Raw genomic sequence first — 26,575 nt, forward strand, 5'->3', positions numbered from 1 at the left:
CTAAGTTCCGAGCGCGTCGGCGACGAGCGCCGTCTGCTCCTTGATGTGTTGCGAAAGCAGGCCGGACGCGGTCGAGGCGGACGCCGGTCGCCCAGCATATCGCGGGCGACGATGAATATAGCCCAGATGGGTCAAGACCCACTCGATATTCGCATCCATAAAGTACCAGGCGCCCATATTTTTAGGCTCCTCCTGACACCAGACGATCTCGGCGAATTTGAAGCGGCCAAGTTCCTGGATGAGCGCGCGCGCCGGGAAAGGATAAAGCTGCTCGACGCGCAGCAGATAGACGTCGTCTCGGTTTTGAGCGTCGCGCGCATCGAGAAGATCATAATAGACCTTGCCGCTGCAAACGACGACGCGCTTGATTTCATTGTCAGGGCGCAGCTTGATCGTCGAAATGCCCCGTTCAGCGTCGTCCCAGAGGACGCGATGGAAGCTTGTGCCCGGACCAAACTCTTCGATTTTCGACGTGACGCGCTTGTGCCTGAGCAGGGATTTCGGCGTCATCAGGATCAGCGGCTTACGGAAATTGCGGTGCAACTGGCGGCGCAGAATATGGAAGTAGTTCGCGGGCGTCGTGCAGTTCGCGACTTGCCAGTTATCCTCGGCGCTTAATTGCAAGAACCGTTCGAGCCGTGCGGAGGAATGTTCCGGGCCCTGCCCCTCGTAACCATGCGGCAGCAGGCAGACGAGACCCGACATACGCAGCCACTTGCGCTCGGCGGAAGAAACGAACTGGTCGAAGATGACCTGGGCACCATTTGCGAAATCGCCAAATTGCGCTTCCCACAATGTGAGCGCATTCGGCTCGGCAAGCGAATAGCCATACTCGAAGCCGAGAACAGCTTCTTCGGATAGCATTGAATTGACGATCTCGAAGCTCGCCTGGTTCGGAGCAAGATGCTTCAGCGGCGCAAAACGCCGGTCTGTTTCTTGGTCCACAAAAACGGCATGGCGCTGCGAAAAGGTGCCGCGTTCCGTGTCTTGTCCAGACAGTCTGACGCGGAAGCCTTCCATCAGCAACGATGCGAAGGCGAGATGTTCGCCTGTCGCCCAGTCGATCCCAGTGCCGCTCTCGATCATTTCACGGCGGCGTTCGAGCAGTTTTCCGACGGTTTTATGGATGTGAAAGTCGTTCGGAATCGATGTTATGCGGCGGCCTAGATCCTTCAGCGTTTCGATGGCCATTCCGGTGTTGCCGCGCCAGTCGTCGCTATCGGGCCGTGTGATGCCGGACCAACGTCCGTCAAGCCAATCCGCCTTATTCGGTTTGTAACCGTCGGAAACAGCGAATTCGTTATCGAGGTTCGCCCGCACCTGATCCTTCATTTCGTTGAATTCGGCGGTGGTGATCACCCCTTCGTCGATAAGATGCTGTGAATAGCTTTCGACGATGGTCGGATGCGACTTGATCCGTCTGTACATCGCCGGCTGGGTGAACATCGGCTCATCCGTCTCGTTATGACCGTGACGGCGGTAGCAGAACATGTCGATGACGACGGGCTTCTGAAAGCGCTGACGAAATTCGGTCGCGATGCGCGCCACGTGGACGACGGCTTCCGGATTGTCGCCATTGACGTGAAAAATGGGCGCTTCGATCATTAGCGCAACGTCGGAGCAGTACGGCGATGATCGCGAGTAGTGCGGTGCCGTCGTGAAGCCGATCTGATTATTGATAATGAAATGGATCGAGCCGCCTGTCCGGTGTCCGCGCAGACCCGACAGACCGAAGCATTCGGCGACGACGCCTTGGCCTGCAAAGGCCGCATCGCCGTGGATCAGGAGCGGCAGCACCGGCGTGCGATCTCCCGCGGCGCAGCCGTGCTGATCCTGCTTGGCGCGTACCTTTCCGAGAACAACGGGATCGACGATTTCGAGATGGGACGGGTTGGCCGTCAGCGAAAGATGCACGCTGTTGCCATCGAACATACGGTCCGATGAAGCGCCCAAATGGTATTTCACGTCACCCGAGCCTTCAACGTCATCCGGCTTGAACGAACCGCCCTTGAATTCCTTGAAAATGGCCCGGAGCGGTTTTGCCATGACGCTCGCAAGGACATTCAACCGGCCACGATGGGCCATACCTAGAGCAATCTCGCGAACGCCCAAATGGCCGCCGCGCTTGATGATCTGTTCCAGCGCCGGGATCATCGCTTCCGCGCCTTCAAGGCCGAAGCGCTTGGTGCCGGTGTATTTCAGATCGCAGAATTTCTCGAACGTCTCCGCTTCGACCAACTTCCGCAGTATCGCTTTACGCCCCTCGACCGTGAAGTTGATATCCTTCTCGGGGCCTTCGATACGTTCTTGAATCCAAGCCTTTTGCGCCGGATCGGTGATGTGCATGAACTGAAAACCGATCTGGCGGCAATAGGTGCGCCGCAGGATCGTCAGGATCTCGCGCATCGTTGCGGTACCAAGACCCATCACGCGATCGATGAAGATCGGCCGATCGAGGTCTGCTTCCGTGAAGCCGTACGTCTCGGGCAGCAGCTCGCGGTGCACGCGGCGATCCGCAAGGCCAAGAGGGTCGAGATCGGCGGCGAGATGGCCGATGACGCGATAGGCGCGAATGAGCATCAATGCGCGGATAGAATCTTGCGTTGCGCGGATTGAGGCCGCGGGTGACATATCGATTCCCGCGAGATGCGCGCGCCTTTCGATCTTGCCCCGGATCGTGTGTTCGGTTTCTTCGTAGTCTCCCGTGAGAGCGGAGACGAGATCTTTGTCGGTGTCTTTGTCGTCGATGAGAGCCGAGAGCGGCGGCGCCCAAGCCGGGCCGCCGTTCATCGCTGGCTCGGCGGCCGGCTCTTTTATGCTTTCAAAAAAACGGCGCCACTCATCGCTCACCGCTCCGGGATTGCGCTCGTACTCAGCCTGCATGTCCTCGATGTACGGGGCATTCGCTGCATTGAGAAACGAGGTCCGCAGGAACGCTTCGTTCTGGCCATTTCGTGACATCGCATTCGTCCTTTCATGCTCCCGCCAGGCGAAATTCGACCGCCGGGGTGACGCGGACATTGGACCGGGAAAACCGCTGCCGATCCTCTCAGCTTAGCGCTGCAATTCCTTACGCTTTGAGAACCTCGACAAGCGTTCGCCCGAGCGCCGCGGGACTTGGCGAAATGGCAATGCCGGCTGCTTTCATCGCAGCGAGCTTGTCTTCCGCCTTGCCTTTGCCGCCGGAAATGATCGCTCCCGCGTGACCCATACGCCGGCCAGGCGGTGCCGTAACGCCCGCAATGAAGCCCGCCATCGGCTTTTTGCGGCCCTTGCGTGCTTCTCGGATGAGGAAATCGGCGGCATCTTCCTCGGCCGAACCGCCGATCTCGCCGATCATGATGATCGACTTCGTCTCGTCATCGGAAAGGAACAGATCGAGCACGTCGATGAACTCGGTACCTTTGACCGGATCACCGCCGATGCCGACAGCGGTCGTTTGCCCAAGGCCCACGTCCGTTGTCTGCTTCACGGCTTCATATGTGAGCGTTCCGGAGCGCGATACAATGCCGACGCTGCCGTGCTTGAAGATGTTTCCGGGCATGATGCCGATCTTGCATTGGCCCGGGGTTAGGATACCTGGGCAATTCGGACCGACGAGGCGCGATTTCGAGCCATCGAGCGCGCGTTTCACGCGCACCATATCCATCACTGGAATGCCTTCGGTGATGCAGACGATCAGCGGTACCTCCGCATCGATCGCTTCGAGAATTGCATCGGCGGCGAACGGGGGCGGCACGTAGATTGACGATGCGGTCGCTCCCGTTTGGGCGACGGCCTCGGCGACGCTGTCGAAAAGGGGCACGTCGGCCAATTCGGCGTCCGGGTGTTTGGTGCCGCCCTTGCCGGGCGTCACGCCGCCCACGATCTGAGTGCCATAGGCCCGGGCTTGCTTGGTGTGAAACGTTCCTTGGCTGCCGGTGATGCCCTGGCAAATCACCTTCGTCGTCTTGTCGACAAGAATTGACATTCCGTCCCCGCATTGGCCTCGCTGCCGGCCGCCCGAATGTCGCGCATTTTTTGCGGTGCAGCAAGGGTGACTATAGTTGCAAGTTTATCTTCCGGCCGTTCAGACCGGCGGTTGATCACGCAGCCTTTTTCAGCTCGTCCGTGATTTTCTTGGCGGCATCGGCGAGGTCATCCGCAGGGATGATCTTGAGGCCCGATTCCTTCAGGATTTTCTTGCCGAGCTCGACGTTCGTCCCTTCTAGGCGCACGACGAGTGGCACTTTGATGTCCATTTCCCGCGCCGCTGCGATGACACCCTCCGCGATGATGTCACACCGCATGATGCCGCCAAAAATGTTGACCAGGATGCCCTTCACGGCCGGGTCCGCGAGGATGATCTTGAAGGCTTCGCGCACCTTCTCCTTCGAAGCGCCACCGCCGACGTCGAGGAAATTTGCGGGCTCGGCGCCATAAAGCTTGATGATGTCCATCGTCGCCATAGCAAGGCCCGCGCCGTTGACGAGGCAGCCGATGTTGCCATCGAGCTTGACGAATGCGAGGTCGTGTTTCGACGCTTCGACTTCGGTCGGATCTTCCTCACCGAGGTCGCGCAGTTCGACGATTTCGGGATGGCGATAGAGTGCGTTGGAATCGAAATTCATCTTGCCGTCGAGGCAGATCAGTTTGCCATCCTTTGTCACGACGAGCGGATTGATTTCAAGTAGGCTCATGTCCTTCTCGACGACCATACGATACAAATTTTCGACGAGCTTGCCTGCGGCTTTCGCTTGATCACCCTTGAGGCCCAGCGCGAAAGCAACTTTCCGGCCGTGGAAAGGCTGATAGCCTGTCGCCGGATCGATCGTCAGTGTGTGGATTTTCTCCGGCGTCTCGTGCGCAACGTCCTCGATGCTCATACCGCCTGCCTGGCTTACGATGAACGCAACACGGGAGGACGCACGATCCACAAGCGCGGAGAGATAAAGCTCGCGCTCGATCGCCGAACCGTCTTCTATGTAGAGGCGCTTAACGACACGACCTGCTGGACCAGTCTGGAGCGTAACAAGGGTCTTACCGAGCATCTCTTCGGCGAATTGCTTCACTTCATCGATCGACTTCGCCAGCCGGACGCCGCCTTTGTCGCCCGCCGATGCTTCAAGGAATTTTCCTTTGCCGCGGCCGCCCGCATGGATCTGGGCCTTCACGACCCAAACGGGGCCGGGCAGTTTCTTCGCGGCTTCAACCGCCTCCGCCACCGAAAATGCGGGCAAGCCATTGGGCGTCGGCACACCATACTGTCGATAAAGGTCTTTTGCCTGGTATTCGTGAATGTTCATGCCTGGACTCCCGTGGCGTAAGAAGCGGAATATGGTTTGATGTGTTCGAGGGCTTGCGCGCCGTCATTACGCCCCAATTGGGAGCGGTAAAGGCGATCGTCCCACCCAATTTTACGGGTCGAATATTTGCATTGCTCGATGCGCGGTCGGCGCCGCCGTAAATCGGGTTTCGATTTTGGCTTGGTCAGCAACGGGGAACGTCCATGTCTACTGAGTTTGCATGCATCAACATCGATGGTTTGAAGTCGGCGCGCACCGGGCGCGAGCCGTATAATTTTCTCGTCGGCGAAAATTTTATCCAAAACTCGGCGGTCGAACCGCTGAAGTCGGACTATCCAGACATTAAGGAGCCGGGCTTTTTCACCGAATCCGACGTCAACGACCGTCTTCATGGTGCATTCGCCAAATTGCTCGCGGATCTGAAAAGTCCCGAGGTTTCGAAAATTGTTTCCGAGAAGCTCGATATCGATCTCGTCGACAAGCCGAAGATGATCACTATCCGCAAAATATCGCAGGCGAAAGACGGCCGCATTCATACGGACGGCGAAGCCAAGATCGCGACAATGCTGACGTACCTCAACGACAAGTGGGACGGCACGGGCGCCGGCTGCCTGCGGGTGCTGCGTAACGACAAAGATTTCGAGGATTATGTCGAGCAGATCAGTCCGCTGACCGGCACGGTCTTCGCCTTCCGCCGCTCGAACGGCTCGTGGCACGGACATACGCCATTCGTCGGCGAGCGCCGCGTGGTCCAGATGACCTGGCTTCGGAGCGAAGCCGACGTCGCGCGTAAGGAAAAGCGTGGCGCGCTGTCTCACAGCCTGAAGAAAATTTTCCACTTCGGCTGAATTTACCGTCCGCATCTTAAAGCTGAGAACAGAGGAGCGATCGGCGTGCACAACGCGCTTCGCTCCTCAATTTGCAAGCGCGGGGCTAATCTTCTTGCAAGCATCGATCAGGCCCTGGACCGAAGCAACGGACTTCGAGAACATCGCTTTTTCGCCGTCGTCCAAAGCAAGCTCAATGACTTTTTCGATGCCTCCGGCGCCAATGATCGCTGATACGCCGACGTAAGTGTTCTTGACGCCGTATTCGCCATTGAGGTGCGCCGCACACGGCAGCATGCGTTTTTTGTCCTTGAGGTAGCTTTCGGCCATCGCAATCGCTGAGGCGGCAGGGGCATAGAATGCAGATCCCGTCCCGAGCAAGCCCACGATTTCGCCGCCACCGCTGCGCGTGCGTTTGATCATCGCGTCGAGCTGCTCTTGGCTGAAGAAGCCAAGCTTGACGCAATCGGGAAGCGACACGCCGCCAATGGTCGAGTAGCGGACCATCGGGACCATATCGTCGCCATGACCACCGAGGGTCAATGCCCGGACATCCTCGACCGAAACTCCGGCCGCCTCGGCCAGGAAGCAGGAGAAGCGTGCGCTGTCGAGCACGCCAGCCATACCGACAACTTTGTTCGCTGGCAGGCCGGTAAATTTCTGCAGCGCCCAGACCATCGCATCGAGCGGATTCGTGATGCAGATAACGAAAGCGTTTGGCGCATGTTGTTTGATGGCCGCACCGACCTGCTCCATCACTTTCAGATTGACGCCGAGAAGGTCGTCCCGGCTCATGCCCGGCTTCCTCGGAATTCCCGCCGTTACAATGCAGACATCGGCACCGGCAATCGCGGCGTAGCCGTCCGTGCCCGCACCCGAGAGCTTGGCGTCAAAGCCTTCAATAGTTGCGGCCTGGGAGAGATCGAGCGCTTTGCCTTTGGCGACACCTTCAATGATGTCGGTCATGACGACGTCACCCAGCTCTTTCATTCCGGCCAACAGCGCCAGCGTGCCGCCAATCTGTCCCGAGCCGATCAATGCGATTTTGGCGCGCGCCATGCAGAAGTACCCCCAAAAGGAAACTTTATTGATTGCGAAGCAGGACGGCCGTCCCGCTCTTTGTGCCTAATCAAATTCGTTGGACGAACAAAGGCAAGCCGCAACTTTCGTAGCAAAGCGGAATTGCATGCCAAGGCGCCTTTGCCTGTCCGCCAGATCAGTGTCGCGCCCGGCCGCCGGAATGGCCTGCAAGATAAGCTTCGGAGCGCATCTCCATCAGCCGAGATGCGGTTCGTTCGAACAATTCCGATCCGTCTCCTGCCGGGTAGAGGGCTTGCGGGGCGGCCGCTGCCGAGGCGATGAGGCAGATCCGGCTATCGTAAAGTGCGTCCACCAGATTTATGAAGCGGCGTGCAACATCGCGGCGGTCAGGCGTCAGGATTGGAATGTTATCTACGATCACGGTGTGAAATGCGTGCGCGATGCGCAGGTAGTCGTTGGCTCCGAGCGGCCGATCGCAAAGCTCGTCGAAAGCAAAGCGCGCGACTCCAACGGAAGCCAGCGGCACGAGGAGCTTGTGGCCTTTGACATCCAAGATCTGCGGCCGTCCGGGATGTTTTCCAGTGAGGCGATCCCAGTGGGCATCGAGCGCTGCCTTCGCTGCCGCATCTGCCGGATAAAAGTATAGCTCCGCACCAGACAATTTATCGAGGCGGAAGTCTTTCAGCGACTTGAGTTCGGCGACCTCCATGTGGGCTTCGATGAGATCGATGAAAGGAAGAAAGAGCTGCCGGTTCAGACCGTTCTTATAGAGATCCTTCGGGCGCGCATTCGACGTTGCGACGACCGTAACATCTGCATCGAACAAAGCCCGGAACAATCTGCCAAGGATCATCGCATCCGCAATATCGGTGACGTGCATCTCGTCGAAGCACAAAAGCCGCGCTTCTTCCGCGATGGCGCGCGCCACATGCGGAATGGGATCACCGGGCGTGTGCTCGCGTGCGGCTCCGATGCGATCATGAACCTCGGCCATGAATTCGTGGAAGTGAACGCGGCGCTTCGGCTCGAACTGTGTCCCTTCGAAAAAAAGGTCCATCAGCATGGTTTTGCCGCGACCGACCGACCCCCAGATATAGAGACCCCGGCACGGCGCGGGTGCCTTTCCAAGTATTCGGGCCAGTACGCCGTTCCGTTTTCGAGCGGAACTTAACTCGGACTGCAACGTGTCCAGCCGTTCTGCCAGCTGCGCTTGCGCGGCATCAGGCTCGAGTTCGCGCGCGGCGAGACGGTGTTGATAACTTTCGATGATCGTGCCCATGCGTCCCGCCCGTTGATCGTCTTCGGTAAGCTCTCAGGTATCGCGCGCGCAACATTCCGGCCGTCTTACCTGGGCGCGTAACGCGCGACCGAATGTCACCCGATTCGCCCCGCTTAGATCGAACAGCGCCGGCAGACGCCGCCGTCGCGCGCTTTGCGCCGATCCGTCGCCTGAAAACGCATTGCTGCAATGCAATGACGGCTATCGCAATGCACAAATTAAGCACCTTTTTGTAGAGGTTGCAGCGGCTTGACCCGATCGACGGTCCGCGGGCGGCGAATGACACAAGGAGTTTCGAGATGTCGGAAGAGGCTCACATCTCCGATGAGACGCCATTCGGATTTATCCGGCGGCTACTTGCGAGCGAAAGCTATCTGCTCAGAGATCATTTGCAACGCCTGGATCATGAAGCACGCCATCGCCGCTTCGGTCACGACGTCTCGAACGCATTTATCGCCAGCTACGCTTCACATGCGAGCGATTTCGGAAACGTCGCCTTCGGATATTTCGTCGAAGGCGAAGTGCGCGGCGTTGCCGAACTCAGACCGGGCGCACTTATGAGTCACGACAGCGCCGAGGTTGCCTTTTCTGTGGAGCGCCCGTTCGCAAATCGTGGCATCGCCACGCAATTGATGGGGCGCATCATCCGCACGGCGCGCAATCGCGGATTCAGCCATCTCACGCTCGTCTGTCTTCCCGATAACGCGAAGATGCAAGCTATCGCGCGTCACTACGGTGCCGATCTCAGGATTGCAGACGGCTCCATCTTTGCCGAGATCGTTCCCGATCGCGCTGACTATCGATCAATGGTGTCTGAGATGATCGACGAACCGATGACGTATCTGCATGCAGCGCTCGATTTACAGACGCGCATCAGCGACCGGCATTGAATTGCATCGTTGAGCCGTCGAGATGACGAATTCGGATTCGAATTGTGATTCGATTTGCGACTCGGAATGCGCGAAATTCCGACTTTGAAAACTTGAAAAAGGCCAAGAGCGGTGGAAAAATAAGAAAAATTGCGACATTTACGCAACAATTCGCGTTAATAAACTCCGTTTTACTCGCAATTTCAAACTTCTCTGTCCACAAACTTCTCGAAGTTGCTCATGTTTGCATAGTTCGAGCTGATTCGAACTCTAGAGGGAGACTAAACCTATGGCTAAAGCAGTTAAAGCAGCGAAGAGAAAGAAACCCGCCGCGAAGAAAGCCGCCAAGAAGACGGTGCGCAAGCCGGCGAAGAAGGCCGCAAAGAAGGCCGCAAAGAGGAGAGCTGCCTAAGCCGGTTTTCGCTTCCCGAGTTCTGGACTGGGCATTCGGACTTGGGGACGAACTGGATAAAGGTAGTGCGGCGCTCCGGCGCCAATCTTTTTCAAAATGGCCGGCGACAGCGATACGCGTCACCGGCCATTTCTTTATTAAGAAACGACTTGAACTCAATATAATAAAAGCCGCGATTTATTCGTTATTCCGGCAAATGCGTTACGGCTTCGATATTATGGCCGTCCGGATCGAGAACGAATCCACCGTAATAATTCTCATGATAATGCGGCCGAGGGCCGGGAGGGCCATTGTCGCGGCCTCCGGCGGCGATTGCAGCTTTATAGAATTCGTGGACCTGCTGGCGATCCGCAGCCGTGAAGGCCACATGGAGACGACCCTTCAGCGCTTCGCCTGTCCCGATCCAGAATTGCGGCCGCTGACGGCCAAATCCAGCATATCCGTCGACGCCGTCGTCGGACAGGCTGAATTCCTTCAATAAAGAGATGCCTAGCGGCTCCAGCGCTTTTGTGTAGAACAGCAGCGAGCGGGCATAGTTCGCGACCGGAAAGCCGATGTGATCGAGGATATCCTGCATAGCAGGTTCGGCAGCGCGTTCCGGCGCCCGATGTAAGAAGTTCCAACCCATCAGACGCGCCGCTCGACCATCAGTTTTTTCAGTTCTGCAATCGCTTTTGCCGGGGAAAGCCCCTTCGGACAAGCCTTCGCGCAGTTCATGATCGTATGACAGCGGTACAGCCGGAACGGATCTTCGAGATTGTCGAGACGTTCGCCCGTCGCCTCGTCACGGCTGTCAACCACCCAGCGATAGGCTTGCAGCAGGATCGCCGGACCGAGATAGCGGTCGGAATTCCACCAATAGCTTGGACACGAGGTCGAACAACATGCGCAGAGAATGCATTCATAGAGCCCGTCGAGCTTGCTGCGGTCATCTCGCGACTGCTTCCATTCCTTCGGTGGCGTCGGCGTATCAGTCTTAAGCCACGGCTCGATCGAACGGTGCTGAGCATAAAAATTCGTCATGTCCGGCACGAGATCCTTGACGATCCGCATGTGCGGCAAGGGATAAATCTTCACGGCGCCCGCGACGTCGTCGATGCTTTTAAGACAAGCCAGCGTGTTGGTGCCGTCGATGTTCATGGCGCACGAACCGCAAATGCCCTCGCGGCAGGAGCGGCGAAACGTCAATGTCGGGTCGATCTCATTCTTGATCTTGATCAAGGCGTCGAGAACCATCGGCCCGCATTGTTTGCGGTCGATATGGTACGTGTCGATGCGCGGGTTATCGCCGTCCTCGGGATTCCAGCGATAAATGCGGAATTCCTTCCAATCGCCGTCGCGGCCGGGATTGTTCCACGTCTTGCCTCTGTGGATTTTCGAATTCTTTGGAAGCGTCAGCTGAACCATGTGTCTGCCGGGAATTCCCGTGTGCGCTAAGAGATTGGGTTAGACAGAAACGCTGATCGCGCTGACCTGTCAACGGCAGCGCGGGTCGCGGGGCTTATGCTTTGGTCGTTCAAGCCGGCTTTTGGTATGTTTTCAGCTCGCGAACAAGCCCAGTCAGGCGCTCTGCAATGTCGGCCCCGGTATCGACGGCGACCCGTAACGTTACCCGCGATTGAAGAACGGTGTTGAGCCGGTCCTGCTGCTCCCCAAACGCAAAGAAAATTTCTTCCGGGGCGTCGATGTCGCCGTCCTCGATGGCCGTCATGACGTCGAAGGCGTTCTGGGCTGCAAGTACCAACATCGACGCGATGTCGTTCATCAGTTGCAGGTAAAGCCGTTGCGCGTCGGCGCGGATGCGTTGGCCATGTACGCCGAATTTCAGTGGCGCCGCGGCTTGTCCGCCTTCTCCAGCAAACACCCGTGGGTGTCGCTGGAAGCGATGAAAAATTTCCGCCAGACCCAGGCAGCATGTCTCAAGGTCGCGAAGAGAGGCAGACGTCTTTCGCTTGGTTCGCGTGCGGGAGGCAATCTTGCCTTCGCCTGACCAATTGATAGCGGCAATCGACGTGATGGCCCCTAGTGCCGCGAGCGCCGGCAACACCGCGGCAAACGGATCGGGCGGCATGCGCGTGTCGGCGTCGTCTGAGTCTTCTGAGGCTTTCTTACTCAAGGCGCGTGCCACCTCCCGGCAGCGCACCATAGGCATGTCGAGCAGCGCTATTTGTACGCTTCCTGCGCATAATGCACCTCAATAAACGCGGGCTTTCGGCTCGATGTACTTGACCTCGTTCGTCATCGTGTGGGTGTGCACGGGCCGGTCGTCGAGCTTGACCGACTTCGTTCGGTAATCTGCCCAAGCCAACGTGTGCTTCATCCAATTGACATCGTCGCGCTTCGGATAATCTTCCCGCGCGTGAGCGCCGCGGCTTTCCTTGCGATTTTCTGCACCGGCGACGGTTACGGCCGCCTGCGCGATCAGGTTGTCGAATTCCAGCGTCTCGACGAGATCCGAGTTCCAGATGAGCGAGCGATCGGTGACCGAGATGTCTTCGGCATCGCGCCAGATGGCCAGAATCTTTTCTATACCCTCTTTAAGGACCGGACCATCACGGAAGACGGCGCAATTCGATTGCATCGTCTTCTGCATGCGGAGCCGAAGCGCCGCGGTTGGCGTCCCGCCCTTGGCATAGCGGAAGCGATCGAGACGGGTGAGCGCAGGCTCGTGTGCATCTTTGGGCAGATCCGGCTGCATGGCGCCTTGTTCGATCGTCTCGGCGCAGCGCAGACCGGCCGCGCGACCAAAGACGACGAGATCGATCAGAGAGTTCGAACCGAGCCGGTTGGCGCCGTGTACAGAAACGCACGCGGCTTCGCCGATGGCCATCAATCCCGGGACCACATGGTCGGGATTGCCGTCCGTCTTGGTCAGGACCTCGCCGTGATAATTCGTCGGGATGCCGCCCATGTTGTAGTGGACGGTCGGGAGTACCGGGATCGGCTGGCGTCGCAAATCGACGCCTGCGAACACCTTTGCGCTCTCGGTGATCCCCGGGAGGCGTTCGGCCAAAATCTTCGGATCGAGGTGATCGAGGTGCAGGAAGATGTGGTCGGCTTCCGGCCCGACGCCACGTCCTTCGCGAATTTCAATCGTCATCGAACGCGAAACCACATCGCGCGACGCAAGGTCCTTGGCGTGCGGGGCGTAGCGCTCCATGAAGCGCTCGCCGTTGGCGTTGGTCAGATAGCCGCCTTCGCCGCGCGCACCTTCGGTGATCAAAACGCCCGCGCCGTAAATGCCGGTCGGATGAAATTGAACGAATTCCATATCCTGCAACGGCAGACCGGCTCTCAGGACCATCGCGTTGCCGTCACCCGTGCACGTATGCGCAGACGTGCAGGAGAAGTAGCTGCGCCCGTAGCCGCCGGTCGCCAGGATGGTTTTCTTGGCGCGGAACCGATGGACCGTGCCGTCGTCGAGGTTGAGCGCCATCACACCGCGACAGGCGCCATCCTGATCCATGATGAGATCGAGCGCGAAATATTCGACGAAGAACTCGGCCGAATGGCGCAGCGACTGACCATAAAGCGTATGCAGCATGGCGTGGCCGGTGCGGTCAGCAGCAGCGCAGGTGCGTTGAGCCGGCGGACCTTCGCCGAAGTGAGTCGTCATCCCGCCGAACGGGCGCTGATAGATTTTGCCATCTTCGGTGCGGGAGAATGGGACGCCATAGTGTTCAAGCTCGTAGACTGCAGCAGGCGCGTGACGGCACAGGTATTCGATGGCGTCCTGATCGCCGAGCCAGTCGGAGCCCTTGACGGTGTCGTACATATGCCAGCGCCAATCATCGGGGCCCATGTTTCCGAGGGACGCTGCGACGCCGCCTTGCGCTGCGACGGTGTGCGAGCGAGTCGGAAAGACCTTCGTGACGCATGCCGTTTTCAGTCCGGCTTCCGCACAGCCGAGCGTCGCTCGGAGGCCCGACCCGCCAGCCCCGACGACCACGACGTCGTATTGGTGATCGACGATCGGGTAGGCCAAGCCGTTGACAGCAGGCGCGGCTTCCATTCCGTCGGCTTTGCCGTTGCTTTTCGACATCCGGCTAGGCTCCGAAGCTAAGCTTCAGCACCGAAAAGATGCCGATGAGCGCAATGGCGATGACAAAGAAGGTATTGAGCATGAGCGCGACGATCTTCGTCCCTTCGTCGTGAACGTAGTCTTCGATAATCGTTTGCATTCCGAGCCGCATATGAATGGCCCCCGAGGTCACAAGCGCCAGCAGGCCCAGTGCGATCAGCGGATTGGCGAGCTTCGCTTTAACTGTCGCGTAGTCGGCTCCAACGAGAGAGGCGATGAGCCAGACAAGAAAAACCGCGAGGACGGCATTCGAAACGGCGGTTAAACGCTGCTTCCAGAAATGATCGGCGCCTTCTTTCGCAGATCCGAGGTAGCGCGCTGTTTTCAAAGGTGTTCGCATCGACATGATCAGAGGCCTCCCGAAGCAGCGACGCCGATCCAAATCAAAGCTGTCAGCGCAAAGGAGAGGGCGAGAGAGCCCCAACATAGGATGTCGGTAGTCTTGAGCTCGTACCCCGCGCCGGTATCCCAGATCAGATGCCGGAGGCCGCCGAGCAGGTGCAGCATCAGAGCCCAGGTATAGCCCAGCAGAATAAGTTTCGCGGGCCACGTGGCAAAGAGAGCTGCGACGTAGTCGTAAACATCGGGGCCAGTCGCTGCCGCCAGCAGCCAAACCACGAGCAATAGGGACCCGACATAGAGCGCCGCGCCGGTGATGCGATGCAGGATCGACGTCACCATATTGATCAGCGGCGAATAAATTTGGAGATGCGGCGAGAGCGGCCGCTCGGGTCGCACCCGCTCAGTTGAAGCGTCCATCGGATACCTTCTGCCGGTCGAAGCAGCGTTTTAGCGTCTCGCGGCGGCCGCGGCAATTCGCCAAATGCCACATTCGTTCAAGCTTCCTGTCGCGCGTTATCTCGGCAGGACGAGCCATGCATCGAGATCCAGGACGACACCGTCAGCGTACTCGCCCGTTTCCGTTTTCAACGGTAGCGTCGAACAATCCTGATTTTTCACCCCGATCATGCGCACACGAAGTGCTCCGATATCGCGCCGCTCCGGAATTTCGGCCTTCTCGATGATTTCGGACCACGCATAAATCGTGTCGCCCGCAAAGGTCGGGGCAACGTGGCGGCCTCCGTTGATCGCGGCCAGATGAAAGGCATTTGCAAGACCGTTATACGATAGCGCACGAACCAGCGAGATGACGACGCCGCCATAGACGATGCGCTTGCCGAAGCGGCCTTTCGATTCGGTGTGCTGGTTGAAGTGAACCTTTGCGGTGTTCTGGTAGAGGCGTGTTGCTGTTTGATGTTCGGCTTCTTCCAGCGTCATGCCATCGACGTGATCGATTTTCTCTCCCGCCTCGTAGTCGCCCCAACGATAGGGAGAGCCGGCAAGCTCGAAATCGTATTTCGCGATATCTAGGGGCGGAACGGCGCTCGCGAGATCCTTCGGATCGACACGTTCGGGGAGCTTCGGCACCACGGCTTCCGGCGCGGGTGAGCCCTTCGAACGTTTGCGGACCATTACCCAGCGGCAATATTCGAGGACGATCTGGCCGTCCTGGTTGCGACCGGTCGAGCGGACGTAGACCGTGCCAGTCTCGCCGTTGGAATTTTCCTTGAGCCCGATTACTTCCGACGTCGAGGTAAGGGTATCGCCGGGATAGACGGCCGTCACGAAGCGGCAATCGGCATAGCCGAGGTTGGCGATGGCATTTAGCGAGATATCCGGCGTCGTCTTGCCGAAGACGACGTGAAACGTCAGCAGATCATCGAGTGGCGCCCGCGGGTAGCCGATAGCTTTGGCGAAGGTGTCCGCCGATTGAACGGCGAAACGCGAGCCGTATAGCGCAGTATAGAGCGCGACGTCGCCGTCGGTGACGGTACGAGGGGTCGCGTGATGAATAATCTGACCGAAGCGAAAATCTTCAAAGAAGTTACCCGCGTTGGTTTTCGTGCCAGCCATCTTTCTCGCCTTTGGTCTTGCGTATTATCGGTGCGGCTCTTTTTCCGGATGTGGCGGGCGGGCCGCAACCTTTTTCCGAAGCCCCGGACGCGCTCTAGGGCCGCAGATACCTTGAAGTTAGGCAATTCATTAGAACCATGGCTCATCGATTCGAGAGCGCGCGGCAATAACCTCGGCGATGCCTGCCACGCGTTTTGCCATATCAAGATGAAGACGTTCGACCATCTTGCCCTCGACGGTGATGACGCCTTTGCGCGCATTTTCGGGTTGTTCGAATGCCCGGATGATCTTGCGCGCCCAGGTGACCTCGTCCTCGGATGGCGAAAAGATCTCATTGCAGGGAATAACCTGCGACGGGTGAATGAGCGTTTTACCGTCCATTCCAAGCGTCCTGCCGTGCTCGCATTCGGCCCGAAAGCCGAGATCATCCTTAAAATCGTTGTAGACGCCATCGATGACGTCGAGCCCGTATGCGCGCGCCGCGACGAGGGTCATCGCTAGCCAGGGGACGACCGCGAAGCGATTGCTCCCAGCCCGGGCGCGACTTTCCTTCAATAGGTCGTTGGTACCGAGCACGAAACAGACGAGGCGATTGTCGGGATCGGGACCGCAGGCGGCGATGTCGCGCGCATTGATGATGCCCATCGGGGTTTCGATCATGGCCCAGAGCCGAAGATGCGGATCAGCGTCCGCTGCTTTGACGACTTTCGCCGTTCCTGTGATATCGCCGGGTTGCGAAACTTTCGGGACAAGAATTGCGTCCGGATTGACCGCTATCGCCGCGTGCAGGTCATTCATGCCCCAGGGCGTCTCGATCGGATTAACGCGCAGGATGACTTCGTGGGAGCCAAAACCACGCTCGCGGATGGCCGCGACGGCCTGTTGGCGAGCGAGCTCTTTGTTCGCGGGCGCGACCGAATCTTCCAAATCGATAATGATCGCGTCCGCCGGAAGCGTTTTAGCCTTTTCGATGGCGCGTTCGTTATCGCCTGGAACATAAAGAACGCTGCGCCGTGGTCTCATCGCCATCTGGATCGGCTCCGAAGCGTCGTTGATGGTGCAATGCACCATAACGCATCAGTCGGATACGCAAAGTTCAACTTTTGGGCCAGAAACGGCGGTTTGCCGTTATGGCGACCGTTCGCGAGGCGTGCGCCGTGTTAGAAGGCCGTTCGCTGTCCAAGAAGAATTCGGATCCTCTTAGGATCCATCTGACGAATAAGGACCCATGCGCCGAATTCTCGTCGTCACCTCACACGTTGCCCAGGACACGGTTGGTCTCAGCCCCACGATCGCGCCGCTTCAGCGTGCCGGGATCGAGGTCGTCGCTCTCCCGACGGTCGTGCTGTCGAACCATCCGGCGCGCGCACACTATGCGGGAATCGTAGTTGCACCGTCTGAACTCGGCAAAATGACGGAAGCGATCGAGGCCAATGGGTGGCTCGGCACGTTCGACGCCGTGCTTTCCGGTTACCTACCAACTCCAGGGCATGCGGCGTGGATCGCAAGACTCGTGCAGCGCATGCGGGAACTCTATCCGCCGGTTGTCTATGTCTGCGATCCTATTCTCGGCGACGATCCGACGGGTCTCTATATCGATCCCGAGGCGGCGGCTGTCGTGCGCGACAAGCTTGCTCCAGTCGCAGACATTCTGACGCCGAATAGGTTCGAGCTTAGCTGGCTCTCGCGACGCGATGTTCAATCGGTCGACGATGCGACCGAAGCTGCTCTCTCGCTCGATCGCCCCATCGTTGCAGCAACTTCCATCCCTGTGAGCGAAACGGAGCTTGCGAACGTGCTTGTCAGCAATGGCAACGCCCTTGTGAGCACCGTCGAAAAACTTTCCGATATTCCACATGGGACGGGTGATCTTTTTACGGGATTCCTCACGGCCCGATTGCTGCGTGGCGCTTCCATCTCCGATGCGTGGACACACGCCATCCAAGGCGTTCGCTTCGGACTTGAAGCGAGCCAAGGAAGCGACCGGCTGATGTTGCCGTTGATCGATTGGTCATGGTTGTCGTCTTGATCCTTCCCTAGCCAATACACTTGCTCCCACAGCGACAGCTAAATATGTTCGCGCTTGATCGAGGGATGCAAGGATCGCGCATGAAACCAGAAACCGACGCGACGGGCGTCAGCCGTGAAGTTGCCGCGGGGCTCACACTGCTCATCGCCGCCGTTTTGGCGTTGTTGGTCGCAAACTCGCCTTTTCATGAGACGTACGAGCATTGGCTCGAAATGCCGGTTTCGGTGGGTAAAGCTCCTGCCGTGCTGACGAAATCCATCCTGCACTGGATCAACGACGGACTTATGGTCGTCTTCTTTTTTCTGGCGGGTCTCGAAATCAAGCGCGAGATGCTCCGCGGCGCATTATCGAGCCGGAAAACCGCATTACTGCCAATCTTTGCGGCGCTGGGGGGCATGATCGCGCCGTCAGTTATTTACGCGGCCATAAACTGGGGTGATGATGTTGCACTGAGAGGATGGGCGATACCGGCTGCAACGGATATTGCATTCGCTGTCGGCATCCTGGCTATTCTCGGCTCGCGCGTGCCGCAAAGTTTGAAGGTCTTCTTGTTGGCGCTTGCGATCATCGACGATCTCGGTGCCATCGTGATTATCGCAATCTTCTACACCGCCAGTCTTTCTCTGACGGCACTTAGCCTGGCGTTCGCCGGAGTTGCCGTGTTGGCGTTTCTCAACCATCGCAATGTCATGAAAGTATGGCCCTACGTACTCGCCGGGGCATTCGTGTGGATCTGCGTCATGGAATCGGGCGTACACGCGACGCTTGCGGGCGTTGCAACGGCGCTCGCCGTGCCGCTGACCGGCGACAATGGCCGCGAAGGCCCGCTTGAGGGCCTTGAACATCGACTCGGTCCGTGGGTGAGTTTCGCGATTTTACCGATTTTCGCATTTGCCAATGCCGGCGTTTCCTTCGCTGGTATGTCGCCGCTGGAAATTCTGTCGCCCATTCCTCTTGGCATTGCACTCGGGCTCATCATCGGCAAGCCGCTCGGCATCTATTCTTTTGCGCGAGCCGCTATCGGTAGCGGGCTTGGAGCGCGGCCTGAGGGCGCAACCGAGATGCAGCTATTCGGCACAGCCGTACTCGGCGGTATTGGCTTCACGATGAGCCTTTTCATCGGCATGTTGGCATTCTCGAACCCGGAGGCGGGCGCTGGTGTCAGGTTGGGGGTGCTGGCAGGCTCTCTCGTTTCGGCAACACTCGGATACATCATCCTATCGCAGACGAATAACCGCTTAAGCAGAGGCGTCAAACTGCGCGGCGAGTCCTAATCAGGAGAGAAAATTTCAATGAAAAGATTTCCGGAGGCGCTTGCCGACCGCTATCGCCGCTTCAAATTCCGGTACTTCGCGCCGAATGCTGCGCAGTATGAACAGCTAGCCACGCGTGGCCAGAACCCTGACACGATGGTCATTTCGTGCTGCGATAGCCGCGTCGATCCGGAGACGATTTTCAGCGCGATGCCGGGTGAGCTTTTCGTTCTGCGCAATATCGCAAATCTCGTGCCGCCTTATGAAACCGGGGGAAACTATCATGGTGTCAGCTCGGCAATCGAATTTGCGGTCCTGAATCTCGATCTCAAACATCTCATTACCATCGGTCATTCGGGATGTGGCGGAATCAAAGCCGCGTGGGACCAGAATGCCGCCGTTCAGACGGAGGCGCAGTTTATCTCGCGCTGGATGTCAATGCTTGAGGATGCCCGGCTTGCCGTTCTTGCTTCGAATCCAAATGCGTCGCCTGAAGAGAAGCAGCGGGCGCTCGAGCTAGCTGGCATCCAGCAGTCGCTCAAAAATCTCCGGACGTTTCCATTCGTGCGTGAGAAAGAAGAGGCTGGAAAATTGCAGCTTCATGGCGCGCACTTTGACATAAAAACGGGAACGCTGAGCGTTTTCGACAACGAGACTGGCGCGTTCCAGCCGCTATAGACGAAGGCGCCGCGCGTCCATTTCCAAGAGCACGCCGGCGGGACGATCTAACTGGCCCGCCGCGCTTTCTCGATGGCCGGAAGTAATTTGGTTTTTAGCGACTCGTCGGAAATCGGGCCGACGTGCTTGTAGACGATCCTTCCTTTGCCATCGACGACGAACGTCTCGGGTGTTCCGTAAACACCCCAATCGATGGCCGCGCGGCCCTGCGCATCCGTTCCGACAGCCGTGAAGGGATTGCCAAAGCGGCCAATGAAACGGCGCGCGGCATCGGGGCGGTCCTTGTAGTTCACGCCATAGATGTCCACGTCGGAAACCATGCTTTTCAGCTTCTCAAGTAAAGGGTGCTCTTCAATGCAGGGCGCGCACCACGATGCCCAATAGTTCACGACTGACACATGTCCTTTCGCGAGTTCTTTGCTGGTAAAGCCGGGTTCGGGCTTGCCGTTCCTTTCAAGGCCTTCGATCGCCGGGAACACGCCCTCTGGGACCGGCTTTCCGATCATCGTGGATGGGACAAGTGACGGATCGCCCGACCGCAGCGCCATGGCAAAGAAGCCGACGATCGCGACGAAGATGAGCACCGGCAAGAGACGCAAAAACGTGGATCGACGGTCGCTCACGGTCCCTACTCCACGCCAGCCGCGGACCGGCGCCTGATACCGCGCTTACCGAGCGCTTCGAGTGCGGCTGCTTGCCTACGGCCGTCCACGATCAGCCAGACAATGAGTCCGGCAACAACAATGGCGACGGCGGCATAGGAGATCCAGATGAAAGCAGCGTGCGGTCCGAGGTTCATGGCGTCACTCCGCAGCCTGTCCGGCTAGGCGGTCGCGGCCAGCGACGGCCTGGGCGCGCATCGCCTTGACCCGCCGGCGCATAACTTCGTTGCGCATCGCCTTCAGATGCATCGCGAAGAACATCAGCGTGAAACCCAGCGCCATCACAAGCAGCGGCCAGCGCATGCTTGGATCGACGGTTGAAGTGAAATCGGTTGATGGCTGGTGAAGCGTGTTCCACCAATTGACGGAGAACTTGATGATCGGAAGGATTGTTACGCCGACAAGCGCCAACACGGCCGTTAATTTCGCGCCTGCCGATTCATCTTCAAACGCAGCGCGAAGCGCGATCAAACCGAGATAAAGGAAGAACAAGATCAATACCGAGGTCAGGCGCGCATCCCAGACCCAATATGTGCCCCACATCGGCTTGCCCCAAAGCGATCCGGTCAGCAACGCCAAGAACGTAAACGCCGCACCGATGGGCGCAGCTGCCTTCGCCGACACATCCGCAAGCGGATGGCGAAAGACGAGAAGGCCGAAGCTCGATACGGCGATCAAACCGTAAATCATCATTGAGAGCCACGCGCAGGGTACGTGGATGTACATAATGCGCACCGTCTCGCCCTGCTGGTAGTCGGCAGGAGAATCGAAAAAGGCGAGGTAAAGCCCATAGACGATCAACGCTGCAGCGATGCCGGACGCCCAAGGAAGAACCTTGGACGAAAGCTCCATGAAGCGTGTGGGATTTGCGAGTTGCTGGGTCAGCGTCTGCATGGGCGGGGTTTAAGCCTTTCGGAATGACTGCGCAATGAGCGCCAGATTACCGTTTATTGAAGTTGTATGCGGAGGGCCGCCGCCGCCGCGATCGGTCCAAGAACAACCGCGGCGAGCGAAATTGCCGTCAGAATGAGAAACGCCGCACCCATTCCAGAAGGTCCCATTGCTGCACCGACGGCCGATATGCCGAAAATCAGCGTCGGGACATAAAGCGGCAAAACGACGAGCGCCAATAAAAGGCCGCCGCGCCGGGCTCTTACCGTTAATGCCGCGCCAATTGCGCCGAGGAAGCTGACCGCAGGCGTCCCCGCGAGCGTCGTTGCAATTAAAATCGGATAGGAGCGCAGGTCGAGGTTGAGCAGAATTCCGAGCACCGGGGCCAGGACGGCGAGCGGGATACCAGTTGTCAGCCAATGCGCGAGCGCTTTTGCGGCTGCGACGAGTTCCAGCGGCATACGGCCGGTCGCAAGCACGTCGAGGGTACCGTCCTCATAATCGGCTTCGAAAATACGATTCAGAGACAGGAGCGCAGCGAGCAAGAGTGCGATCCAGAGAATGCCTGCGGCGATGCGCGCCAACAGATTGAGGTCCGGACCGAGGCCGAGCGGCATCATCGAGACGACGATCAGGAAGAAGCCCAGCGCTGTCCCAATGGCACCGCCTTCACGCATGGCCAATTGCAGGTCGCGGCGAACGAGCGCCCAAAAGCTCTTCACGCGGCTATCCTTCGGGAGACGAGTTCCAAGGTCCGGGCGCGTTCGAGCGCGAGCGGAAGATGCGTCGCAACGATTGCGAGACCACCCGCGCGCGTATGGTCGTTGATGGCCGCGACGAGCCGTTCAGACGATGCGACGTCCAACGATACCGTTGGTTCGTCGAGAAGCCAGAGCGGGCGTTCGGCAACGAGAAGCCGCGCGAGGCCAAGCCGTCGCCGTTGGCCTGCCGAAAGGTACGCCGCCGGAAATTCGGCGAGTTCGTCCAGGCCGAAATGGCGAAGTGCAGTTTCGACACGGCTCCGATGCGCGGTTTGGGCGTTCAGATAGGCCGACCAGAAGGCGGCGTTTTCATAAACCGTCAAACTCGGCTTCACGGCATTCGTGTGCCCGACGACATGCGCCTGCTCGGCGATCGTCAGCTCCCGATCGCCGCCTTCGAGCCGAATCGTGCCGCCGGCGAGACGCAGATAGCCCGCGATTGTCCGCAGAAGCGTCGTTTTGCCCGCGCCGTTGGCGCCAGAGAGGACAAGCGTTTCGCCCCGCGGGACGGCAAACGACAAGCCGTCAATCACAAGGCGGCCGCCACGGTCTATGATCAAGTCTTCGGCAATGAGTTGCACTAGGAAGAAATCCGTGACTGCGGAATAAGCACCGGCTGCCGCATTTAACTGCGACGCCATCGCCAAATCGTGAAGGGGTTCACTTTTTTGAAGAGTTATATAAAAGGCAGGTTGTATCTTTCGCTAGCGCAAAAGCGAGTGGTCGCGCGGGCTCGTTGGTGAAACCGCGGGACATCCTCGATCCGTCGGCACTCCGGCGGCGCAGCCCTTCGTCTTAATCTTTCGGAGGCCTGACCTTGAGCGCACTCGCATCATCTTCGAACGACAGTTTCAATTGCCGCAAGACCCTTACTGTCGAGGGCAAATCCTATGTTTACTATTCGCTTCCGGATGCGGAAGCCAATGGGCTGAAGGGAATTTCAAAGCTCCCTTATTCCATGAAGGTTCTGCTGGAAAATCTGTTGCGCCACGAGGACGGTCGTACAGTGAACAAGGCCGACATCGCGGCCATGGCCGAATGGCTCGACAACAGAGGCAAGACCGAGAAGGAAATCGGTTTCCGTCCGGCGCGCGTTTTGATGCAGGACTTTACCGGCGTGCCAGCCGTCGTCGATCTCGCGGCGATGCGCGACGGCATGACGAAGCTTGGCGGCGATCCGGCGAAAATCAATCCGCTGGTACCCGTGGATCTTATCATCGACCATTCGGTCATCGTCGATGAATTCGGCACGCCGAGAGCTCTTGCCGATAATGTTGCGCGCGAATATGAGCGCAACGGCGAACGGTATAATTTTCTGAAGTGGGGGCAGGGCGCGTTTCATAATTTCCGCGTCGTGCCGCCGGGTACCGGCATCTGCCATCAGGTCAATCTCGAATATCTGGCGCAGACGGTCTGGACCAAGCAAATGTCCGACGGAACGACCGTTGCTTATCCCGATACGCTTGTCGGAACGGACAGCCATACGACGATGGTCAATGGGCTTGCCGTACTCGGCTGGGGCGTCGGCGGTATCGAGGCAGAGGCCGCGATGCTTGGCCAGGCGCAGTCCATGCTCATTCCGCAGGTCATCGGCTTCCGCCTTACGGGCAAGCTCAACGAAGGCGTTACGGCGACCGATTTGGTCCTGACGGTCACGCAAATGCTGCGCAAGAAAGGCGTCGTGAACAAGTTCGTCGAGTTCTACGGACCGGGTCTCGACAGCATGACACTCGCCGACCGCGCGACGATCGGGAACATGGCGCCCGAGTACGGCGCAACGTGCGGGTTCTTCCCCGTCGATAAGGAAACGATCAACTATCTCACGATGTCGGGGCGCGACTCGCATCGGATTGCGTTGGTCGAAGCCTACTGCAAGGCGCAGGGTCTATTCCGGGACTCGGGGGCCGCCGATCCTGTCTTCACCGACACGCTCTCTCTCGACCTTAGCGACGTCGTTCCGTCGATGGCCGGGCCGAAACGGCCGGAAGGCCGTCTGGCGTTGGGCGATATCAAAAGCGGCTTCGAGACGGCCCTGGAATCCGAATACAAGAAACCCGGAGAGCTGCAGAAGAGGGTATCCGTCGAGGGCAAGCCGTTCGATATTGGCCACGGTGATGTGGTGATCGCGGCGATCACAAGCTGTACGAACACGTCAAACCCGAGCGTGCTGATCGCGGCAGGACTTCTGGCGCGCAATGCGGTCGAACGCGGCCTGACGAGCAAGCCTTGGGTCAAGACTTCGCTGGCGCCCGGATCGCAAGTCGTTGCAGCTTATCTCGCGCAATCGGGTTTGCAGACCTACCTCGACAAGATCGGGTTCAATCTTGTCGGCTTCGGCTGCACCACCTGCATCGGAAATTCCGGACCTCTCGCGCCGGAGCTTTCGAAAGCGATCAACGACAACGGCATCGTGGCGGCTGCGGTTCTTTCCGGGAATCGTAACTTTGAAGGCCGCGTCAGTCCCGATGTGCAAGCCAATTATCTGGCATCGCCGCCGCTCGTCGTAGCCCATGCACTTGCCGGCACGGTGGTCAAGGATCTGACGAAAGAGCCGATCGGCACGGGCAAGGATGGGAAGCCCGTCTATCTCAAAGAGATCTGGCCGACAACGCAGGAAATTCAAAAATTTATCGCGGAAAACATCACGCGCGACATGTTCAAGGCGCGTTACGCCGATGTCTTCAAAGGCGATACGAACTGGCAATCGATCGCGACCGGGGGTGGCCTGACGTACGGCTGGAACGGCGAGTCGACCTACGTGCAGAACCCGCCCTACTTCCAGACCATCGCGCGCGATGCGAAGCCGGTCGGCGACGTTATCGACGCGCGGATTCTTGGACTTTTCGGCGACAAGATCACTACGGATCATATTTCACCCGCAGGCTCGATCAAAACGTCGAGCCCCGCGGGACGCTATCTGCTCGAACATGGCGTGCAGCCGGTCGATTTCAACCAATACGGAACACGTCGCGGCAACCATGAAGTCATGATGCGTGGCACGTTCGCCAACATCCGCATCAAGAACGCAATGGTGAAAGATGCCGACGGCAACGTGAAGGAAGGCGGCCTGACGATTCATTATCCATCCGGCGAGGAGATGGCGATCTACGACGCGGCAATGCGCTACGAGCAGGAGGGTGTTCCGCTCGTCGTTTTCGCCGGCGTCGAGTATGGCAACGGCTCCTCGCGCGACTGGGCGGCAAAGGGCACGAACCTTCTCGGCGTCCGGGCGGTTATCGCGCAATCATTCGAGCGCATTCATCGCTCAAATCTTGTTGGCATGGGCGTTGCCCCCTTCACCTTTCAGGAGGGTACGTCCTGGCACACGCTGGACCTCAAGGGAGATGAGCGCGTTACGATCCAAGGTCTCAGCAAGATCAAACCGCGCGAGATTGTTGATCTGACGATCACGCGGGCAGATGGATCTTCGGTCGACGTTCCGGTGCTTTGCCGTATCGATACGCTCGACGAGATCGAATATTTCAAGAATGGCGGCATCCTGCATTACGTGCTGCGCAATCTCGCGGCTTGACGCGATCGCGACGCGGCTCGCGCTATTTGCCATCCCGGCGAAGCGACGAGCCGCGATCCAGGGCCGGCAGGCATCGGAGCTGGGTCCCGGGGCGCGCGAGAAGCTCGACCCCGGGATGACTAGCGGATACTTAGCCGTAACGATTTACATTGATACGGCGAAATCTCCACGGCCTCACCGGTTCGTGACATGGCTTTCCAGCCTTTCACTTTTTTAATGCCGGACGAGAGTTTAAGAACAGCAACGGGGGGTGGAACACTCACCCCTTCAGGCAATTGGCAATGCGTTTTTTTGGCATCGTACTGGCACTTCTGACACCATTGGCCGCCGCAAGCGCCGAGCCTTTGGCCGCGAATGAGCCTCCCGGTCCCGGCCAGCCGATGGTGGCACCGCGTGCCGTTGTCGAGCTCTTTACGAGCCAGGGTTGCTCTTCTTGTCCGCCGGCCGATGCGGTACTCAAAAAGCTTGCCGAAGATCCGTCAATCATCGCCCTGTCACTCCCGGTCGATTACTGGAACTATCTTGGCTGGAAGGATACGTTCGCGTCTCCCCGCAACAGCGAACGGCAGCGAAATTATGCGCGCGCCCGCGGCGACGGCGCCATCTACACGCCTCAAGCGATCATAAACGGGGAAGTCCACGTCAACGGCGCCTCAGAAGCGGGAATCGAGAAGGCGATCAAGACTACGGCAGCGACGGCGGGTCCGCAGCACATCCCGGTACGCTTCTGGCAGGAACGCAACACGCTCAATTTTGCTTTGGGCGGCGAGGAACCTGGGCACGCACCGCGGGAGGCGACGATCTGGCTCGGCGTGGTGCAGTCGTCCGGCACTGTCGATATCAAACAGGGCGAAAATCAAGGCAAGAAGCTCACCTATACGAATATCGTGCGTGAGTTGACGCCTATCGGCATCTGGAAAGGCCAGCCGATGCAGGTGCAGCTGCCCCGTGCGGCGCTGATGCAGGCCGAAGTCCAGAAGATCGTCGTCTTGCTTCAGGAGGATCGCAGCGGTCCGATCATTGGCGGAACACTCGCCGGGCTATGGTAAGTCACTGCGGCA

The 26,575-nt window shown here is 58.6% G+C and carries 26 protein-coding genes; 8 read left to right on the forward strand and 18 right to left on the reverse strand.

Annotation, left to right across the window (positions count from 1 at the left end):
• From VHB22_RS09150 to sucC, 3 genes are all read right to left on the reverse strand, one after another.
• The gene (locus VHB22_RS09150) at positions 1 to 2,961 is read right to left on the reverse strand and encodes a 2-oxoglutarate dehydrogenase E1 component (protein ID WP_325456659.1); all 2,961 of its coding nucleotides are present in this window, start codon (positions 2,959 to 2,961) and stop codon (positions 1 to 3) included.
• Positions 2,962 to 3,070: 109 nt separating this feature from the next.
• Positions 3,071 to 3,970 (reverse strand): succinate--CoA ligase subunit alpha, encoded by a 900-nt coding sequence (gene sucD, locus VHB22_RS09155; RefSeq protein ID WP_325456660.1) that lies wholly within the window; start codon positions 3,968 to 3,970, stop codon positions 3,071 to 3,073.
• A gap of 115 nt (positions 3,971 to 4,085) precedes the next feature.
• Positions 4,086 to 5,285 carry an ADP-forming succinate--CoA ligase subunit beta gene (gene sucC, locus VHB22_RS09160; RefSeq protein WP_325456661.1) on the reverse strand — a complete coding sequence of 400 codons (1,200 nt, stop codon included), beginning with the start codon at positions 5,283 to 5,285 and terminating at the stop codon, positions 4,086 to 4,088.
• 203 nt (positions 5,286 to 5,488) lie between these two features.
• On the opposite strand from sucC, the gene VHB22_RS09165 reads away from it, so the two are divergent.
• Positions 5,489 to 6,133, forward strand: coding sequence for a 2OG-Fe(II) oxygenase (locus VHB22_RS09165; protein ID WP_325456662.1), 645 nt, complete (start codon positions 5,489 to 5,491; stop codon positions 6,131 to 6,133).
• A 66-nt stretch (positions 6,134 to 6,199) separates the two neighbouring features.
• Here the strand turns inward: VHB22_RS09165 and mdh are convergent, their stop codons facing one another.
• Both mdh and zapE read right to left on the reverse strand, forming a co-directional pair.
• Positions 6,200 to 7,171: a malate dehydrogenase gene (gene mdh / locus VHB22_RS09170; protein WP_325456663.1), complete on the reverse strand. Its 972-nt coding sequence runs from the start codon at positions 7,169 to 7,171 to the stop codon at positions 6,200 to 6,202.
• Positions 7,172 to 7,328: 157 nt separating this feature from the next.
• Entirely contained in the window at positions 7,329 to 8,432 is a 1,104-nt protein-coding gene (gene zapE / locus VHB22_RS09175) for a cell division protein ZapE (protein WP_325456664.1), read from the reverse strand.
• 299 nt (positions 8,433 to 8,731) lie between these two features.
• Here zapE and VHB22_RS09180 point away from each other — a divergent pair, with 299 nt between their 5' ends.
• Together VHB22_RS09180 and VHB22_RS09185 are read left to right on the forward strand one after the other, a co-directional pair.
• Positions 8,732 to 9,322 (forward strand): GNAT family N-acetyltransferase, encoded by a 591-nt coding sequence (locus VHB22_RS09180; RefSeq protein ID WP_325456665.1) that lies wholly within the window; start codon positions 8,732 to 8,734, stop codon positions 9,320 to 9,322.
• Positions 9,323 to 9,590: 268 nt separating this feature from the next.
• Positions 9,591 to 9,713: a hypothetical protein gene (locus tag VHB22_RS09185; RefSeq protein ID WP_325456666.1), complete on the forward strand. Its 123-nt coding sequence runs from the start codon at positions 9,591 to 9,593 to the stop codon at positions 9,711 to 9,713.
• A 184-nt stretch (positions 9,714 to 9,897) separates the two neighbouring features.
• Here the strand turns inward: VHB22_RS09185 and VHB22_RS09190 are convergent, their stop codons facing one another.
• The 8 genes from VHB22_RS09190 to VHB22_RS09225 all read right to left on the reverse strand — a co-directional run bounded on the left by VHB22_RS09190 (position 9,898) and on the right by VHB22_RS09225 (position 16,779).
• On the reverse strand, positions 9,898 to 10,281 hold the full coding sequence (locus VHB22_RS09190) for a VOC family protein (RefSeq protein ID WP_325456740.1): 384 nt from the start codon (positions 10,279 to 10,281) through the stop codon (positions 9,898 to 9,900).
• 59 nt (positions 10,282 to 10,340) lie between these two features.
• Positions 10,341 to 11,120, reverse strand: coding sequence for a succinate dehydrogenase iron-sulfur subunit (locus VHB22_RS09195; protein ID WP_325456667.1), 780 nt, complete (start codon positions 11,118 to 11,120; stop codon positions 10,341 to 10,343).
• 109 nt (positions 11,121 to 11,229) lie between these two features.
• Positions 11,230 to 11,829: a hypothetical protein gene (locus tag VHB22_RS09200; RefSeq protein ID WP_325456668.1), complete on the reverse strand. Its 600-nt coding sequence runs from the start codon at positions 11,827 to 11,829 to the stop codon at positions 11,230 to 11,232.
• A 78-nt stretch (positions 11,830 to 11,907) separates the two neighbouring features.
• On the reverse strand, positions 11,908 to 13,755 hold the full coding sequence (gene sdhA / locus VHB22_RS09205) for a succinate dehydrogenase flavoprotein subunit (protein ID WP_325456669.1): 1,848 nt from the start codon (positions 13,753 to 13,755) through the stop codon (positions 11,908 to 11,910).
• Positions 13,756 to 13,759: 4 nt separating this feature from the next.
• The gene (gene sdhD / locus VHB22_RS09210) at positions 13,760 to 14,140 is read right to left on the reverse strand and encodes a succinate dehydrogenase, hydrophobic membrane anchor protein (protein ID WP_325456670.1); all 381 of its coding nucleotides are present in this window, start codon (positions 14,138 to 14,140) and stop codon (positions 13,760 to 13,762) included.
• Between the two features lie 2 nt (positions 14,141 to 14,142).
• On the reverse strand, positions 14,143 to 14,553 hold the full coding sequence (sdhC, locus tag VHB22_RS09215) for a succinate dehydrogenase, cytochrome b556 subunit (protein WP_325456671.1): 411 nt from the start codon (positions 14,551 to 14,553) through the stop codon (positions 14,143 to 14,145).
• A gap of 96 nt (positions 14,554 to 14,649) precedes the next feature.
• The gene (locus tag VHB22_RS09220; protein ID WP_325456672.1) at positions 14,650 to 15,708 is read right to left on the reverse strand and encodes a MaoC family dehydratase; all 1,059 of its coding nucleotides are present in this window, start codon (positions 15,706 to 15,708) and stop codon (positions 14,650 to 14,652) included.
• Between the two features lie 129 nt (positions 15,709 to 15,837).
• Complete coding sequence (locus tag VHB22_RS09225) at positions 15,838 to 16,779, reverse strand: CoA ester lyase (RefSeq protein WP_325456673.1); 942 nt, start codon at positions 16,777 to 16,779, stop codon at positions 15,838 to 15,840.
• Positions 16,780 to 16,936: 157 nt separating this feature from the next.
• On the opposite strand from VHB22_RS09225, the gene pdxY reads away from it, so the two are divergent.
• The 3 genes from pdxY (at position 16,937) to VHB22_RS09240 (ending at position 19,668) form a co-directional block, all read left to right on the forward strand.
• Complete coding sequence (gene pdxY / locus VHB22_RS09230; protein WP_325456674.1) at positions 16,937 to 17,737, forward strand: pyridoxal kinase; 801 nt, start codon at positions 16,937 to 16,939, stop codon at positions 17,735 to 17,737.
• A gap of 80 nt (positions 17,738 to 17,817) precedes the next feature.
• Positions 17,818 to 19,011 (forward strand): Na+/H+ antiporter NhaA, encoded by a 1,194-nt coding sequence (gene nhaA / locus VHB22_RS09235; RefSeq protein WP_325456675.1) that lies wholly within the window; start codon positions 17,818 to 17,820, stop codon positions 19,009 to 19,011.
• Positions 19,012 to 19,029: 18 nt separating this feature from the next.
• Entirely contained in the window at positions 19,030 to 19,668 is a 639-nt protein-coding gene (locus VHB22_RS09240; RefSeq protein WP_325456676.1) for a carbonic anhydrase, read from the forward strand.
• 47 nt (positions 19,669 to 19,715) lie between these two features.
• Here VHB22_RS09240 and VHB22_RS09245 read toward each other — a convergent pair whose 3' ends face one another.
• The 5 genes from VHB22_RS09245 to ccmA are packed head-to-tail and all read right to left on the reverse strand — an operon-like array spanning position 19,716 to position 22,563.
• A complete protein-coding gene (locus VHB22_RS09245) occupies positions 19,716 to 20,291 on the reverse strand; it encodes a DsbE family thiol:disulfide interchange protein (protein ID WP_325456677.1) in 576 nt (191 codons plus the stop codon).
• A gap of 5 nt (positions 20,292 to 20,296) precedes the next feature.
• Positions 20,297 to 20,467 carry a heme exporter protein CcmD gene (gene ccmD, locus VHB22_RS09250; protein ID WP_325456678.1) on the reverse strand — a complete coding sequence of 57 codons (171 nt, stop codon included), beginning with the start codon at positions 20,465 to 20,467 and terminating at the stop codon, positions 20,297 to 20,299.
• A gap of 4 nt (positions 20,468 to 20,471) precedes the next feature.
• A complete protein-coding gene (locus tag VHB22_RS09255; RefSeq protein ID WP_325456679.1) occupies positions 20,472 to 21,224 on the reverse strand; it encodes a heme ABC transporter permease in 753 nt (250 codons plus the stop codon).
• Positions 21,225 to 21,277: 53 nt separating this feature from the next.
• Complete coding sequence (gene ccmB, locus VHB22_RS09260) at positions 21,278 to 21,943, reverse strand: heme exporter protein CcmB (RefSeq protein WP_325456680.1); 666 nt, start codon at positions 21,941 to 21,943, stop codon at positions 21,278 to 21,280.
• Positions 21,940 to 22,563, reverse strand: a complete 624-nt coding sequence (ccmA, locus tag VHB22_RS09265; protein WP_414652728.1) for a heme ABC exporter ATP-binding protein CcmA — start codon at positions 22,561 to 22,563, stop codon at positions 21,940 to 21,942. Before ccmA ends, ccmB begins: the two co-directional genes overlap by 4 nt.
• Before the next feature lie 236 nt (positions 22,564 to 22,799).
• On the opposite strand from ccmA, the gene acnA reads away from it, so the two are divergent.
• Complete coding sequence (gene acnA / locus VHB22_RS09270; RefSeq protein WP_325456682.1) at positions 22,800 to 25,514, forward strand: aconitate hydratase AcnA; 2,715 nt, start codon at positions 22,800 to 22,802, stop codon at positions 25,512 to 25,514.
• A gap of 281 nt (positions 25,515 to 25,795) precedes the next feature.
• On the forward strand, positions 25,796 to 26,563 hold the full coding sequence (locus VHB22_RS09275) for a DUF1223 domain-containing protein (RefSeq protein ID WP_325456683.1): 768 nt from the start codon (positions 25,796 to 25,798) through the stop codon (positions 26,561 to 26,563).
• Positions 26,564 to 26,575: the final 12 nt, after the last annotated feature.

Source organism: Hyphomicrobium sp. (assembly GCF_035548195.1).
Classification (GTDB): Bacteria; Pseudomonadota; Alphaproteobacteria; order Rhizobiales; family Hyphomicrobiaceae; genus Hyphomicrobium_B.

Coding starts and splice junctions, on each gene's coding strand:
- VHB22_RS09150 (WP_325456659.1), bottom strand. CDS start 2,961: ATGTCACGAAATGGCCAGAACGAAGCGTTCCTGCGGACCTCGTTTCTC.
- sucD (WP_325456660.1), bottom strand. CDS start 3,970: ATGTCAATTCTTGTCGACAAGACGACGAAGGTGATTTGCCAGGGCATC.
- sucC (WP_325456661.1), bottom strand. CDS start 5,285: ATGAACATTCACGAATACCAGGCAAAAGACCTTTATCGACAGTATGGT.
- VHB22_RS09165 (WP_325456662.1), top strand. CDS start 5,489: ATGTCTACTGAGTTTGCATGCATCAACATCGATGGTTTGAAGTCGGCG.
- mdh (WP_325456663.1), bottom strand. CDS start 7,171: ATGGCGCGCGCCAAAATCGCATTGATCGGCTCGGGACAGATTGGCGGC.
- zapE (WP_325456664.1), bottom strand. CDS start 8,432: ATGGGCACGATCATCGAAAGTTATCAACACCGTCTCGCCGCGCGCGAA.
- VHB22_RS09180 (WP_325456665.1), top strand. CDS start 8,732: ATGTCGGAAGAGGCTCACATCTCCGATGAGACGCCATTCGGATTTATC.
- VHB22_RS09185 (WP_325456666.1), top strand. CDS start 9,591: ATGGCTAAAGCAGTTAAAGCAGCGAAGAGAAAGAAACCCGCCGCGAAG.
- VHB22_RS09195 (WP_325456667.1), bottom strand. CDS start 11,120: ATGGTTCAGCTGACGCTTCCAAAGAATTCGAAAATCCACAGAGGCAAG.
- sdhA (WP_325456669.1), bottom strand. CDS start 13,755: ATGTCGAAAAGCAACGGCAAAGCCGACGGAATGGAAGCCGCGCCTGCT.
- sdhD (WP_325456670.1), bottom strand. CDS start 14,140: ATGTCGATGCGAACACCTTTGAAAACAGCGCGCTACCTCGGATCTGCG.
- sdhC (WP_325456671.1), bottom strand. CDS start 14,553: ATGGACGCTTCAACTGAGCGGGTGCGACCCGAGCGGCCGCTCTCGCCG.
- VHB22_RS09220 (WP_325456672.1), bottom strand. CDS start 15,708: ATGGCTGGCACGAAAACCAACGCGGGTAACTTCTTTGAAGATTTTCGC.
- VHB22_RS09225 (WP_325456673.1), bottom strand. CDS start 16,779: ATGGTGCATTGCACCATCAACGACGCTTCGGAGCCGATCCAGATGGCG.
- pdxY (WP_325456674.1), top strand. CDS start 16,937: ATGCGCCGAATTCTCGTCGTCACCTCACACGTTGCCCAGGACACGGTT.
- nhaA (WP_325456675.1), top strand. CDS start 17,818: ATGAAACCAGAAACCGACGCGACGGGCGTCAGCCGTGAAGTTGCCGCG.
- VHB22_RS09240 (WP_325456676.1), top strand. CDS start 19,030: ATGAAAAGATTTCCGGAGGCGCTTGCCGACCGCTATCGCCGCTTCAAA.
- ccmD (WP_325456678.1), bottom strand. CDS start 20,467: ATGAACCTCGGACCGCACGCTGCTTTCATCTGGATCTCCTATGCCGCC.
- VHB22_RS09255 (WP_325456679.1), bottom strand. CDS start 21,224: ATGCAGACGCTGACCCAGCAACTCGCAAATCCCACACGCTTCATGGAG.
- VHB22_RS09275 (WP_325456683.1), top strand. CDS start 25,796: ATGCGTTTTTTTGGCATCGTACTGGCACTTCTGACACCATTGGCCGCC.